Raw genomic sequence first — 13,762 nt, 5'->3', positions numbered from 1 at the left:
GTCGCACGCCCGGTACTGCATGCGCTCAGCGCGTTTCGTACATCGCCTTGACGTCGCGACGGAACGCGGCCTGGCTATCGGCGCGGTTGTAGAACATGTGGCCGCCCGGATATTCGTGTACCTGCACGCGGTTAGGGTCGCCCATCGCCGGCATCTGATCCACGGTGAGCACCGAGCCCATGAACGGGCAGGAGAGATCGTTCCAGCCATGTGCGATCAGCACCCGCAGCTTGGGGTCGATCGCCACCGACTGACGCAGCTGCGTCACCGCGCCCTTGCGCAGCTCATCGCCCCAGTCCCACGCCGTATTGACCTCGTAATTGATCGCCTGATAGCGGGCATCGACTTTCCAGCCGACGATCCGGGTGACGAAGTCCACCATCGCGGTGGTGGTCGGGGCGATGATGCTGTCCAGCAGCGGGTCGCTGGCGCGCTGCGTGGGGTCGTTGGGGAACGGGTCGAAGGCGGTCACGTTGGCGTCGTAGCGGCTACCCAGCTTGCCCTTGTCGCGAAACACTTCGCGCAGATATGCCTGCGTTTCCAGGCGTCCACCGGAGCGGCGCACATAGGCCGGATCCAGCCCTGTCATGCGGGTGACCTGCTGCAGCATCGCCTCGTTGGCCTGCGGGTCGGTGCGGCCTTTCATCAGCGCCACCGCGTAGTCGCTGCGGGTGTAGTCGATCACCTGGCGCATCGCGCTGTCGCTGAGTTGGCCCTGGCGCTCCAGGTGCGCAGCGGCGATCGAGGGCAGGGTCAGCATCCACGCCAGCGGCGAGACGTCGCTGTTGTCGTCCAGGGTCGGGTTGAGAAACGGCGAGACCAGCACCACACCGCTCATGGCCACGCCAAGGCGGGTCTGCAGATACTGGGTGATGCGCGGGCCGCGGAAACCGCCATAACTTTCGCCGACCAGATACTTGCGCGTCTGCAGGCGGCGATTCTTCAGCAACCAATCGTAGATCACACGCGAGAGATACTCGACGTCGGCCTGCGGGTTGTAGAACTGCTTCTTGGCCTCGTCATCGCCGATCAGTGCGCGGCTGAAACCGGTGCCGACCGGGTCGATGAACACCAGGTCGGTGAAGTCCAGCCAGGTGCCCGGATTGTCGCGCAAGGTCGCCGGCGCAGATGCACTGTCGCCTTCGGCGCCGAAGGCGACCACCTTCGGCCCGATCGCACCCATGTTCAGATAGACCGACGCCGCGCCCGGCCCGCCGTTCAAGGCAAAGGTCACCGGGCGGTCCTTGCCGTCCACGGTATAAGCGGTGAATACCACCTCGCCGGTGGTCTTGCCCTGCGCATCGCGCACCGGCAACGTGCCGACGGTGGCGGTGTAACTCAGCGTTCGCTCGGCAAGGCGCGTACTTTGGCGCACGCTGACATCGGCCGGCAGCGGTGCGGGTTTGCTCGCAGCGGTATCGGCCTTGGCGTCAGGCTTGGAATCGGTCTTGCTGTCCTGCGCGGCGGCGAATGCCGACACGCCGAACAGCAGGCAGGCCAGCAGGCCGGTATGGAACAAGGAGGGCATGGGCAATCGGCATTGGAACGGAAGAACGCCGATGCTAGGCCGCGGCGTCGCGCGGTGGATGTGCAAAAAGACATGGCTGTCGCGCTCACCGATGCCGGGTCGCTATCATGGCGCGCCCTGGTGATCGAGCTGCAGATGAGGCCTGGCGCCGTTCGCTATGCATGTGCCGTGGCGCTGTTGTTGGCAGGCTGCGCGGCAGCGCCACCTGCACCGGTGCGCCATGCCAGCGACCCGGATGCGTTGTGGCGCATCGTCTCCACCCGCTGCCTGGCAGAGGCGCCGCGGTCACCCGACTGCGCCGCCGTGTGGTCGGATCCGGCGCGCCAGGCGGTGGTGTTGAAAGACCGTCACGGCAGCTTCCAGTATTTGTTGGTGCCCAGCGTGCGGGTCAGTGGAATCGAAGACCCCGCGTTGCTAAGCGCCGACGCGCCGAATTATTTCGCCAGCGCCTGGGATGCGCGCAGCTTCGTGGCGCAGGCATTGCAACGTCCGCTGCCAAGGCAATACGTGAGTCTTGCGTTGAACTCGCCGCACGGGCGCTCGCAGGAGCAACTGCATATCCACATCGATTGCCTGCGTCCGGACGTGTACGCAGCGCTGCAGCGTCAGCGCATGAAGATCGGCCCGAAATGGCATGCCCTGGCCGAGCCACTGCGGGGCCATATGTATCTGGCCAGGACGCTGGAAGGCGATGCGCTGGAGCAAGATCCGATTCGCCTGCTCGCAGACGCGCTTGCCGCCGATGCCAGCTTGCGCGATTACTCGCTGGTGGTCGCCGGCGCGCAACTGCAGGACGGGCGACCGGGGTTCGTTCTGCTGGCGACGCGGCAGGATGCGCGCAGCGGTAACCGCGCCAGTGGCGAAGAAGTGCAGGACCACGCCTGTGGTCTGGTGACCGGTGCAACGCAGGTGTTGCCGGGCGTGCGTTGAGGTGGGTGTTAGACCAGCTCGTCAGCGCGCCCTGGTCTTTCAACGCGATGCATTGCAGTTCAAACAGATGGATCGCTGCCGGGAGATGGCGGAAATCAGTACCGCACACGGTCATCGCTGTATCTGCTTTGCCTGCGCAACCATGCATGCGGCAAGGCTCTTGGCGCCACGCGCGCGTCGGTAGCGTGTACTACGCCCTCTCTACGCTGAGAGAGGGCGCTTAACCACGCACACGCGGGCAAGAAGCGTACGCGTGTACGTTGCCCTCTTTGTGTTGAGAGAGGGCGTTTTTGCAGAACTTTAGACTTCCAGCGACGCCAGGTCGCCCTTGGATTCCAACCACTGCTTGCGGTCGCCCGCGCGTTTTTTTGCCAGCAGCATGTCCATCAACGAGCGGGTCTGTTCGCCGTCGTCGATGGTCAACTGCACCAGCCGGCGCGTGTCCGGATGAATGGTGGATTCGCGCAGCTGCTGCGGGTTCATCTCGCCCAGGCCCTTGAAGCGGGTCACGCTGATCTGGCCCTTCATTTTCTCGCGCGCGATCTTGTCCAGCAGCGTGGTCTTTTCTTCTTCGTCCAGCGCGTAGAACACCTGCTTGCCCACGTCCACGCGGAACAGCGGCGGCATCGCCACGAACACATGTCCGGCGGCCACCAGCGCGGGGAAATGCTGCAGGAACAGCGCCGTCAACAACGTGGCGATATGCAGGCCGTCGGAGTCCGCATCGGCCAGGATCACCACCTTGCCGTAGCGCAGCCCGGTGATGTCGTCCTTGCCGGGGTCGCAGCCGATCGCAATGGCCAGGTTGTGCACTTCTTCGGACGCCAGCACGCTGCCCGATGCCACTTCCCAGGTGTTGAGGATCTTGCCGCGCAGCGGCAGGATCGCCTGGAAATCCTTGTCGCGCGCCTGCTTGGCCGAGCCGCCGGCCGAGTCGCCTTCGACCAGAAACAGTTCGGTGCGCGACAGGTCCTGGCTGATGCAGTCGGCCAGCTTGCCGGGCAGGGCGGGGCCCTGGGTGACCTTCTTGCGGACAATCTGCTTTTCGGTCTTCAACCGCGCGCTAGCGCGGTCGATGGCGATCTGCGCGATCTTCTCGCCGATGTCCACGTTCTGATTGAGATACAGGCTGAAGGCATCGTGCGCGGCGCCTTCGATAAAGCCGGCCGCCTGGCGCGAGGACAGCCGCTCCTTGGTCTGCCCGGAGAACTGCGGGTCGGTCATCTTCAGGCTAAGCACAAAGGTGACCCGGTCCCACACGTCTTCCGGTGCCAGCTTGACGCCGCGCGGCAGCAAATTGCGGAAGTCGCAGAACTCGCGCAGCGCATCGGTCAGGCCCGAACGCAGGCCGTTGACGTGGGTGCCGTGCTGCGCGGTCGGGATCAGGTTGACGTAGCTTTCCTGCACCAGCTCGCCTTCGGGTACCCAGGCGGCGGCCCAGTCGACGATCTCGGTGTCTTTCTTCAGGCTGCCTGCGAACAGGTCGGCCGGCAGCATCTCGTGCTCGGCCATCTCGCCCTTCAAATAATCGCGCAGGCCGTTTTCGAAGTACCAGCTGTCCTGCTCGCCGGTCGCTTCGTCGTGCAGCTTGACGGTCAGGCCGGGGCACAACACCGCCTTGGCGCGCAGCAGATGGCGCAGCGCACGTACATTGAACTTGGGCGTGTCGAAGTACTTCGGGTCGGCCCAGAAACGCAGCCGCGTGCCGGTGTTCTTCTTGCCAACGGTGCCGACGACCTCCAGCTTGGAGGCGGCAATGCCGTCGCGGAACTCCATGCGGTGCTCGCTGCCTTCGCGCTTGATGAACAGCTCGACCTTGGTCGAGAGCGCATTGACCACGCTCACGCCCACGCCGTGCAGGCCGCCAGAGAAGGTGTAGTTGCGGTTATTGAATTTTCCGCCGGCGTGCAGGCGGGTCAGGATCAGTTCGACGCCGGGAATCTTCTCTTCCGGATGCATGTCCACCGGCATGCCGCGCCCGTCATCGGACACTTCGCAGCTGCCGTCCTTATACAAGGTGACTTCGACCTGCCGGGCGTGTCCGGCCAGCGCTTCATCGACGGAGTTGTCGATCACCTCCTGCGCCAAATGGTTCGGGCGCGCGGTGTCGGTATACATGCCCGGGCGGCGTTTGACCGGGTCCAGGCCCGACAGCACTTCAATATCGGCGGCGTTATAACGGGTGTTCATGCATCTCGCTGGCACGTGAAACGACGCACAAGTGTGGCGGCTGGGGCGTTTTTTTGCACGCGACCGGCATTCAGTGCGCGGCCGGGTACCACTGGCTACCCTGGCGTTGGTTTCGGAACCAAACGTCCCCACCTGAGGATGTCACCGACGCCAAAGAGGACGCCATGAAGTTCAAGCACATCCTGATGCTCACCCTCGGTGCGGCCGCGGTCGCAGCACTTCCTGCCCTGGCCCAGGCGGCTCCGCAGCAGACCGGGCAGGGCGCCACCGCGCAAAAGGCCGACGATGCCAAGGCCAAGACCGACGCTGAGCGCAAGGCCGAGCGCCGCGCCGCCGCTGCCGCGCAGAAGCCCAAGGCCGACAGCGCGCCGCGTGAGGAAGAGGAAGAAGAGAAGCCCGCACGCTGACGCATCCGCGCAGCGCGACGTGTTCCACGGACGCCCCGGCTTCGGCCGGGGCGTCTGCATTTGCGCGCCATGGCGCGCAAATGCAGCGTGCGACGCCCTGGGCGTCACACAACCCTTGGGCATTCGCCCGTCACCCGCTAAACTATGGCTTTCCGGGAGGCTTCAAGCCCCATGACCCCCCTGATTTTTGTTACCGGCGGCGTAGTGTCCTCGCTAGGCAAGGGCATTGCCGCCGCTTCGCTTGCCTCCATTCTGGAAGCGCGTGGCCTCAAGGTCACGATGATGAAGCTGGACCCGTACATCAATGTGGACCCGGGCACGATGAGCCCGTTCCAGCATGGCGAGGTCTACGTCACCGACGACGGTGCCGAAACCGACCTGGACCTGGGCCATTACGAGCGCTACGTGCGCACGCGGCTGTCGCGCAAGAATTCGGTCACCACCGGCCGGATCTACGAGAACGTGATCCGCAAGGAGCGCCGTGGCGATTACCTGGGCGCCACCGTGCAGGTGATCCCGCACATCACCGACGAAATCCGCCGTTGCATCGACGAGGCCACGGCCGGCTTCGATGTGGCGCTGATCGAGATCGGCGGCACCGTCGGCGATATCGAATCGCTGCCATTCCTGGAAGCCATTCGCCAGGTCCGCACCGAGCGCGGCGCGGAAAAAGCCATGTTCATGCACCTCACCCTGGTGCCGTACATCGCCGCGGCCGGTGAGTTGAAGACCAAGCCGACCCAGCACTCGGTCAAGGAACTGCGCTCGATCGGCATCCAGCCGGACGTGCTGCTGTGCCGCTCCGAGCAGGCGGTGCCGGATTCGGAGCGCCGCAAGATCGCCTTGTTCACCAACGTCTCCGAGCGCGCGGTGATCAGCTGCCCGGACATCGACGTGCTCTACGGCATGCCGCTGGAATTGCTGCGCCAGGGCCTGGACGAGTTGGTCATCGACCAGTTCAAGCTGCGCGACAAGGTCGCCGCAGCCGATCTGTCCGAATGGGCGGCAGTGGTGGATGCAGTCAAGCATCCGCTCGATGAAGTCACCATCGCGGTGGTCGGCAAGTACGTCGATCACCAGGACGCTTACAAGTCGGTGGCCGAAGCGTTGCGTCACGGCGGCCTGCGCCAGCGCACCAAGGTCAACTTGAAATGGCTGGAAGCGCAGGATCTGGAAGGCAGCGATATGGCGGCCTTGCAGGACATCGACGGCATCCTGGTGCCGGGCGGCTTCGGCGATCGCGGGTTCGAAGGCAAGGTGCAAACGTCCAAGTTCGCGCGTGAGCACAAGGTGCCGTATTTCGGCATCTGCTACGGCATGCAGGCCGCGGTGGTGGACTACGCGCGCCACGTGGTCAATCTGGACGCGGCCAACAGCACCGAAAACGATCGCCAGTCGCCGCATCCGGTGATCGGCCTGATCACCGAATGGCGCACCGCCACCGGCGAAGTCGAAAAGCGCGACGAAAAATCCGACCTGGGCGGCACCATGCGGCTGGGCTTGCAGGAGCAACGGCTCAAGCCGGGCACGCTGGCGCGCGAGGTGTATGGCAAGGACGTGGTGGCCGAGCGTCATCGCCATCGCTACGAGTTCAACAACCGCTACCGCACCCAGCTGGAAGATGCCGGCCTGGTGATCTCCGGCAAGTCGATGGACGACACGCTGGTGGAAGTGGTCGAACTGTCGCGCGATGCACACCCCTGGTTCCTGGCCTGCCAGGCGCATCCGGAGTTCCTGTCCACCCCGCGCGACGGCCACCCGTTGTTCATCGGCTTCGTGCGCGCTGCGCGCGAGAAGAAGGCCGGCGGCAAGCTGCTGAAGGAAGCGCGTGCGTGAGCAGTGCCTTTTCCCGTCGGGAGAAGGTGGCGCCAAGCGCTAGATGAGGGGGCGCCGCAACGCGCTGGAAGTTGCCAGCTATGACAAACGCGTCGCTACGCGCCAGCCAGGGCAAACCATCGGGCTTCGCAAGCGCTTCGCAAACGTACCCGCACCCCAGCTTCTCTCCCGACGGGAGAGAGGCTTCAATCGAGATAAGGTGACCTGATGAAACTGTGTGACTTTGAAGTCGGCCTCGACCAGCCGTTGTTCCTGATTGCAGGCCCGTGCGTGATCGAGTCGATGCAGTTGCAGCTCGACGTCGCCGGCAAGCTCAAGGAGATCACCGGCAAGCTCGGGGTCAACTTCATCTTCAAGTCGAGCTTCGACAAGGCCAACCGCACCTCGGGCACCAGCTTCCGCGGCCCCGGCCTGGAAGAAGGCCTGAAGGTGCTGGACGCGGTGAAACAGCAGATCGGCGTGCCGGTGCTGACCGACGTGCACGAATACACCCCGATGAACGAAGTCGCTGCGGTCGTCGACGTGTTGCAGACCCCGGCGTTTCTGGTGCGCCAGACCGACTTCATCAAGAACGTCTGCGCCGCCGGCAAGCCGGTCAACATCAAGAAGGGCCAGTTCCTGGCGCCGTGGGACATGAAACCGGTGGTGGAAAAAGCCAAGTCGACCGGCAACGAGCAGATCATGGTCTGCGAGCGTGGCGCCTCGTTCGGCTACAACAATCTGGTCAGCGACATGCGCTCGCTGAGCGTCATGCGCGACACCGGCTGCCCGGTGGTGTTCGATGCCACCCATTCGGTGCAGTTGCCGGGCGGGCAGGGCAGCAGCTCCGGTGGCCAGCGCGAGTTCGTGCCGGTGCTGGCGCGCGCTGCGGTGGCGGTGGGCATTTCCGGCCTGTTCGCCGAAACCCATCCGGACCCGTCCAAAGCGCTCTCCGATGGCCCCAATGCCTGGCCGCTGGACCGCATGGAAGAACTGCTCGAAACGCTGATGGAACTGGATGCGGTGACCAAGAAGCACGGGTTCGCGCGCTTCGCATGAGTTCCGACGTCGCATGAGTTCCGACCCCTGGGCGTTGGTGGCAGCGCGTCGCCAACGCTGGCACTGGCGCCATTGGCCGTGGGGCTGGATGGCATTGGGGTTGTCGCTCGCGGCATGGGCCTGTCTGGCCGTGATGGCCTTCCTGGTGACCGCCAGCATCGGCATGCCGGGCGACGGCAGCCATGCGATGCAGGCCACGCGCATTCCGATGGTTGTCACGCTGTTGGTTGGCGCGCTGGTGACGCTGGGCGGTCTTGTCGCCAGCCCGGTCGCGTTTTCGCAGCGTCGCCAGCCGGGCGCTGCAGCCATGGGCCTGGCGCTGCTGCTGCTCTTGCTACTGCTGTTTTGTTTATCGCTGCTGGCCCTGAAAGCCTAGTCGCGCAGTCTTGCCGGCTTGCCGGTCTGGCAGGCATCCGGCCCCATGCGATTTGGCAATGGACCGGCGTGCAGCGATAATCCGGCAGCTTGTTTCCGGTGTACTTCCCCCTTACTGGTAACCGATCGACCTATGACCACTATCGCCAAGATCCTCGCCCGCGAAATCCTCGATTCCCGCGGCAATCCCACGCTGGAGGCCGAAGTCACGCTGGCAGACGGCTCGTTCGGCCGCACCGCCGTGCCCTCGGGCGCCTCGACCGGCACCAAGGAAGCGGTGGAGCTGCGCGACGGCGACAAGACCCGTTACATGGGCAAGGGCGTGCGCCACGCGGTGGACAACGTCAACGGCACCATTGCCGAGACGCTCAAGGATTTCGACGCGGCCGACCAGCAGGGTCTGGACCGTCGCCTGATCGACCTGGATGGCACCGAGAACAAGGGCCGCCTGGGCGCCAACGCGCTGCTGGGTGTGTCGCTGGCCGCCGCGCATGCGGTTGCCGCCTCGCGCAAGCAGCCGCTGTGGCAGTACCTGTCCACCATCACCGAATCCGATGTGCAATTGCCGGTGCCGATGATGAACATCATCAACGGCGGCGCGCATGCCGACAACAACGTCGACTTCCAGGAATTCATGGTGCTGCCGGTCGGTTGCAGCTCGTTCTCCGAAGCGCTGCGCGCCGGCACCGAAATCTTCCATTCGCTCAAGGCGGTGCTCAAGGGCCACGGCCTGAGCACGGCGGTGGGCGATGAAGGCGGCTTTGCGCCGGACTTCCGCAGCAACGTCGAAGCGCTGGACACCATTCTCGAAGCGATCGGCAAGGCTGGCTACACCGCCGGCGAAGACGTGCTGCTGGGCCTGGACGTGGCTTCCAGTGAGTTCTACGACAACGGCAAGTACAACCTGGTCGGTGAGAACAAGCGCCTGACCAGCGAGCAGTTCGTCGACTTCCTGGCCGACTGGGTGGCGCAGTACCCGATCATCAGCATCGAAGACGGCCTGGCCGAAGACGATTGGGCCGGCTGGAAGCTGCTGACCGACCGCGTCGGCAAGAAGGTGCAGCTGGTGGGCGACGATCTGTTCGTCACCAACCCGAAGATCTTCAAGCAGGGCATCGACTCGGGCACCGCCAACGCGATCCTGATCAAGGTCAACCAGATCGGCACGCTGACCGAAACGCTGGAAGCGATCGCCATGGCGCACGCAGCCAACTACGCGTCCATCGTCTCGCACCGTTCCGGCGAAACCGAAGACACCACCATTGCCGACATCGCCGTGGCCACCACCGCCACGCAGATCAAGACCGGCTCGCTGTGCCGCAGCGACCGTGTGGCCAAGTACAACCAACTGCTGCGCATCGAGCAGGCGTTGGGTTCCGGCGCGCGTTACGCCGGCCGCGACGCGTTCGTTTCGATCAAGCGATAAGCCGTGCGCAACTGGCGCTGGCTACTGCTGGTGCTGGCGGTGCTGCTGGCTTGGCTGCAGTACCGCTTCTGGTTCGGGCCTGGGAATTCCGGTGAAGTCATGATGCTGGAAGCCCAGGTCGCGCATCAGACACAAGACAACGAAGGTCTGCGCCAACGCAACCAGGCGTTGGCAGCAGAGGTGAAGGATTTGAAGGACGGCGAGGAAGCAATCGAAGAACGCGCACGCAGCGAGCTGGGCATGATCAAACCGGGCGAGACGTTCTATCGCGTGGTCGAGGATGCACCGCCACTGCCTGCCGCAACCGCCGAAGCGGCACCCGCGCCGGCCACATCCGATCCTGCACCCACCACGGAACCGCATCCATGACCGGTTCGATCTGGGCGATCGTGCCGGCCGCAGGGCGCGGCACGCGGTTTGGTGGCGCGCTTCCCAAGCAATATCTGCCAGCAGCGGGCCAACCGCTGATGGCCTATACCTTGGCAGCCCTGGCTGCGCATCCGGCGGTCGCCGGCATCCTGGTGGCGATTGCACCGGGCGATGCCGACTGGCCGGGCTGGACGGCAGTGCAGTCCAAACCCGTGTTGACCTGCGTTGGCGGTGCTACCCGCGCAGCCTCGGTGCTGGCCGGCTTGCTGGCCCTGCCCGAGAGCGTGCGTGCGGACGACTTCGTGCTAGTGCACGATGCCGCGCGCCCGAATCTGGCATTGGCGGATCTGGACCGGTTGCTGGAAATCGGCCGTGGCGACCCGGTCGGCGCGATTCTGGCCGCACCGGTGCGCGACACGCTCAAACGTGCCGGCGACGACGGCGGTATCGATCGCACCGAGCCACGCGAGCGCCTATGGCGTGCGCTGACTCCGCAGCTGTTTCGGCGGCATCAGCTGATTCGTGGCCTTACCGACGCGTCGGCTGCCGGCGTCGACGTCACCGACGAGGCGATGGCGATGGAGCGGCTCGGGCTGCGTCCGTTGCTGGTGGAGGGGGCCGAGGACAACTTCAAGGTCACCACGCCGGCGGATCTGGCGCGCTTCGAGTTCGAACTTGTCCGCCGCGGCGTTGCGGTCGATGCCGATCCTGCCGCTGCGCCCATCGAAGAGATTGCGCCAGCCGCGCACAGCGATACCGGGCTTGCCGCCGTTGCCGACCACGGCAGCGACGCCTCTTAAATCACCACGGGTTTTCCATGTCCTTCAATTTCCGAATCGGCCAGGGCTACGACGTACATGCGTTCGGCGATGGCGATCATGTGATGCTCGGCGGCGTGCGTGTTGCGCATAGCCAGGGCGTACTCGCGCACAGCGACGGCGACGTGGTGTTGCACGCGCTCTGCGATGCGATGCTGGGCGCCTTGGCGCTGGGCGATATCGGCCAGCATTTTCCGCCATCCGACGCACGCTGGAAGGATGCCGACAGCGCGCAGTTTCTGCAGCATTGCGATCAGTTGTTGCGCGAGCGCGGCTGGCGTGTGGGCAATGCCGACATCACCGTGATCTGCGAGCGGCCCAAGGTTGGCCCGCATGCGCTGGCCATGCGCGAACGCATCGCCGGGCTGCTCGGCATCGAGCTCGATGCGGTCAGCGTCAAGGCGACGACGAGCGAGAAGCTTGGCTTTACCGGTCGTGGCGAAGGCATCGCCGCGCAGGCTGCAGTGCTGCTGGGCAAGATCGCGCCCTAAGCGCGGCGAATACACTTTAGCGAGCACTCTTGAGATAGGCCTGCACAGCGCGCTCAGAGCCGCGATTGCATGAGCGGTACATGCCGCGTCCAGCGCCGGTCGCGCCCGCCGGGTGGTGAGCGTATCGGTGTGTTGGCTGCTCTAAACTGCACTTCTGCATGCCGGGTCGCCGGCGTGCATCACGACATTCCGCGCCGAGAGCTCGGCAAATAGCGCACGATGCGTCGGCGCGAAGGCGAACCACACCATGAGCGAGACCTCCTCCCTTCCGCGCGCGCATGGCGCAGCGGTCCTCAGCGCGGCAATGCGCAGCACGCCGGAAGATTTTCAGGTCGATGAGCTGCCGTCGTTCGAGCCCTCGGGCGAAGGCGAGCATCTGTTGCTCACCATTCGCAAGCGTGGGCAGAACACGGCTTACATCGCTAAATACCTTGCGAAATGGGCGGGCATCGCGGAGATGGGCGTCAGCTATGCAGGGCTGAAGGATCGCCATGCGGTGACCACGCAACGTTTCAGTGTGCACCTGCCCAAGCGCATCGCGCCGGACCTTGCCACGCTCGACGATGCGCAGATGCAGGTGGTCCACAGCACATGGCATAACCGCAAGCTGCAACGCGGCGCGCTGCTGGGCAATCGCTTCGTGCTGACGCTGCGTCAGGTGCAGGGCGAGCGCGCCGCCATCGAGCAACGCTTGCAGGCAATCGCCGCGCGCGGCATCCCCAACTGGTTTGGCGAACAGCGCTTCGGGCGCGATGGCGGCAACGTGGCGTCTGCACTGGCGATGTTCGGTTACCTGCAAGAGGCCGACGGCACGCTGGTACCGGCCCCCAAGCGGCGTCTGCGCAACGATCAACGCTCGATCCTGCTATCTGCGGCGCGCTCGTCGCTGTTCAATCGCGTGCTGAGCGCACGTGTGGCGCAGGGCAGCTGGGATGCGGCGCTGGATGGCGAAGCGTGGATGCTGGATGGCTCGCGCAGCGTATTCGGCCCCGAGCCGTGGAGCGAGGTGTTGGCCGAGCGGCTGGCACGCTTCGACATCCATCCGAGCGGTCCGCTGTGGGGCGTGGGCGAACTGCGTCCCACCGCTCAGGCCGCCGCGGTGGAGCAGGGCGCGTTAGCGGACCCGCAATCAGAGGTGTTGCGCCAGGGACTGGAGGCTGCCGAGTTGAAACAGGAGCGCCGTGCGCTGCGCCTGCGGCCACAGGATCTGCACTATCGCTGGCTGGACGAGCAGACCTTGCAGGTGGAATTCGCGCTGCCACCGGGCTGCTACGCCACTGCAGTGCTGTGGGAGCTGGGCGATGTCAGCGATGCGGGTCGTGCAGCGGCAACCAGTCGTTCCGACGATTGAGCTTGCTCAACCAGAGCGCCCTATGTCGCAGATGCCAGACCCCACGCAGCCATCCGTCTCGTAGGAGCGGCCCCGGCCGCGACCTCCACGACCGATCGCTTGTCAGCCGCACGCAAGCGCGGCTACAAGCGAAGCCGCCTATCCGGCGCAGCGAATACTCGGGAGTGAAGACGACTGAGCGGATCAAGCAAGCCGTCCGCTGACGCACGCACAACAGCGAGTCCCGCTCTCGTAGGAGCGGCCCCGGCCGCGACCTCCACGACCGATCGCTGATCAATCGCACGCAAGCACGGTTGCAAGCGAAGCAGCCTCTCCCGCGCAGCGAACGTTCGGAACTGGATATGGGTTTCGCAACGCAAGCGTCAGGCTGCACGCGGATAGGCCACACCCCGTCTCAACACGACGGCGGCCTGTCAGGCAGCAAACACGCCAGCACCTACCCACGCATCCCCGCACTATCGCCGCGCCAACAACACCAGTAACGCGCCGGTACCGCCCTGCGTCGGCGGCGCCGAATGAAATGCCAGCACATCGTTGCGCTGTCGTAGCAGGCGGTCCATCAGGTTCTTCAGCACTGGTGCGCCCTTGTCCGACTGCAGGCCTTTGCCATGGATTATGCGCACGCAGCCACGTTCGTGCGCATGCGCATCCAGCAGGAACTGCCGCAGCAACGTCTCGGCCTGCGCTGCGGTGGCGCCATGCAGATCCAGTTCGTCCTGCACCGAAAACTGCCCGCGCTTGAGGCGTTGAAACAAACGCGTGGGAAGATTCTCGCGGCGATAGCTGGCCGTATCGCCGGCTTCCAGCGGTGCGCTGTCACGCAGCAATCGGGAAAATTCAGTGTGAGCTTGCGCCTCGTCGCGCTCGGCCATGCGCGCGCGGGGTTTCGGGCGCGGTTTGGCATTGGCCGGCGGCGCCACTTCGCGGATTGGCTTGACCGCGCCGATCGCCGCGCGGAACAGCGCGCTGTCGTCTTCGTCTTCAGGGTGTGACATCGGTACAG

General features: G+C 65.0%; 13 protein-coding genes. 10 read left to right on the top strand and 3 right to left on the bottom strand.

Annotated elements, in window-relative coordinates:
* Window positions 1–25: 25 nt before the first annotated feature.
* The gene (locus tag XdyCFBP7245_RS13920) at window positions 26–1,528 is read right to left on the bottom strand and encodes a S10 family peptidase (RefSeq protein ID WP_104616179.1); all 1,503 of its coding nucleotides are present in this window, start codon (window positions 1,526–1,528) and stop codon (window positions 26–28) included.
* A 135-nt stretch (window positions 1,529–1,663) separates the two neighbouring features.
* Here XdyCFBP7245_RS13920 and XdyCFBP7245_RS13915 point away from each other — a divergent pair, with 135 nt between their 5' ends.
* Window positions 1,664–2,458, top strand: a complete 795-nt coding sequence (locus tag XdyCFBP7245_RS13915; RefSeq protein WP_104616214.1) for a CDP-diacylglycerol diphosphatase — start codon at window positions 1,664–1,666, stop codon at window positions 2,456–2,458.
* A 300-nt stretch (window positions 2,459–2,758) separates the two neighbouring features.
* On the opposite strand, the gene parE is transcribed toward XdyCFBP7245_RS13915, so the two are convergent.
* Window positions 2,759–4,648, bottom strand: a complete 1,890-nt coding sequence (parE, locus tag XdyCFBP7245_RS13910; RefSeq protein WP_104611369.1) for a DNA topoisomerase IV subunit B — start codon at window positions 4,646–4,648, stop codon at window positions 2,759–2,761.
* A 164-nt stretch (window positions 4,649–4,812) separates the two neighbouring features.
* On the opposite strand from parE, the gene XdyCFBP7245_RS13905 reads away from it, so the two are divergent.
* The 9 genes from XdyCFBP7245_RS13905 (at window position 4,813) to truD (ending at window position 12,759) form a co-directional block, all read left to right on the top strand.
* Entirely contained in the window at window positions 4,813–5,055 is a 243-nt protein-coding gene (locus tag XdyCFBP7245_RS13905) for a hypothetical protein (RefSeq protein WP_104616178.1), read from the top strand.
* 171 nt (window positions 5,056–5,226) lie between these two features.
* Entirely contained in the window at window positions 5,227–6,891 is a 1,665-nt protein-coding gene (gene pyrG, locus XdyCFBP7245_RS13900; RefSeq protein WP_104616177.1) for a CTP synthase, read from the top strand.
* A gap of 207 nt (window positions 6,892–7,098) precedes the next feature.
* Window positions 7,099–7,929 (top strand): 3-deoxy-8-phosphooctulonate synthase, encoded by an 831-nt coding sequence (gene kdsA / locus XdyCFBP7245_RS13895; protein ID WP_104616176.1) that lies wholly within the window; start codon window positions 7,099–7,101, stop codon window positions 7,927–7,929.
* Between the two features lie 13 nt (window positions 7,930–7,942).
* On the top strand, window positions 7,943–8,305 hold the full coding sequence (locus tag XdyCFBP7245_RS13890) for a hypothetical protein (RefSeq protein WP_104616175.1): 363 nt from the start codon (window positions 7,943–7,945) through the stop codon (window positions 8,303–8,305).
* 132 nt (window positions 8,306–8,437) lie between these two features.
* Window positions 8,438–9,730 (top strand): phosphopyruvate hydratase, encoded by a 1,293-nt coding sequence (gene eno, locus XdyCFBP7245_RS13885; protein WP_104616174.1) that lies wholly within the window; start codon window positions 8,438–8,440, stop codon window positions 9,728–9,730.
* Window positions 9,731–9,733: 3 nt separating this feature from the next.
* Window positions 9,734–10,099 (top strand): cell division protein FtsB, encoded by a 366-nt coding sequence (ftsB, locus tag XdyCFBP7245_RS13880; protein WP_104616173.1) that lies wholly within the window; start codon window positions 9,734–9,736, stop codon window positions 10,097–10,099.
* Complete coding sequence (gene ispD, locus XdyCFBP7245_RS13875) at window positions 10,096–10,899, top strand: 2-C-methyl-D-erythritol 4-phosphate cytidylyltransferase (protein ID WP_104616172.1); 804 nt, start codon at window positions 10,096–10,098, stop codon at window positions 10,897–10,899. The genes ftsB and ispD overlap by 4 nt, the downstream gene beginning before the upstream one ends.
* Before the next feature lie 17 nt (window positions 10,900–10,916).
* On the top strand, window positions 10,917–11,408 hold the full coding sequence (gene ispF / locus XdyCFBP7245_RS13870) for a 2-C-methyl-D-erythritol 2,4-cyclodiphosphate synthase (protein ID WP_104616171.1): 492 nt from the start codon (window positions 10,917–10,919) through the stop codon (window positions 11,406–11,408).
* Window positions 11,409–11,655: 247 nt separating this feature from the next.
* Entirely contained in the window at window positions 11,656–12,759 is a 1,104-nt protein-coding gene (gene truD / locus XdyCFBP7245_RS13865) for a tRNA pseudouridine(13) synthase TruD (RefSeq protein WP_104616170.1), read from the top strand.
* Between the two features lie 455 nt (window positions 12,760–13,214).
* On the opposite strand, the gene XdyCFBP7245_RS13860 is transcribed toward truD, so the two are convergent.
* Window positions 13,215–13,754: a Smr/MutS family protein gene (locus XdyCFBP7245_RS13860; protein WP_104616169.1), complete on the bottom strand. Its 540-nt coding sequence runs from the start codon at window positions 13,752–13,754 to the stop codon at window positions 13,215–13,217.
* Between the last annotated feature and the right edge of the window lie 8 nt (window positions 13,755–13,762).

This window comes from Xanthomonas dyei (assembly GCF_002939865.1).
Classification (GTDB): domain Bacteria; phylum Pseudomonadota; class Gammaproteobacteria; order Xanthomonadales; family Xanthomonadaceae; genus Xanthomonas; species Xanthomonas dyei.
The sequence above is the reverse complement of the archived record's forward strand: the minus strand, read 5'-3'. Positions and strand labels throughout refer to the sequence as shown.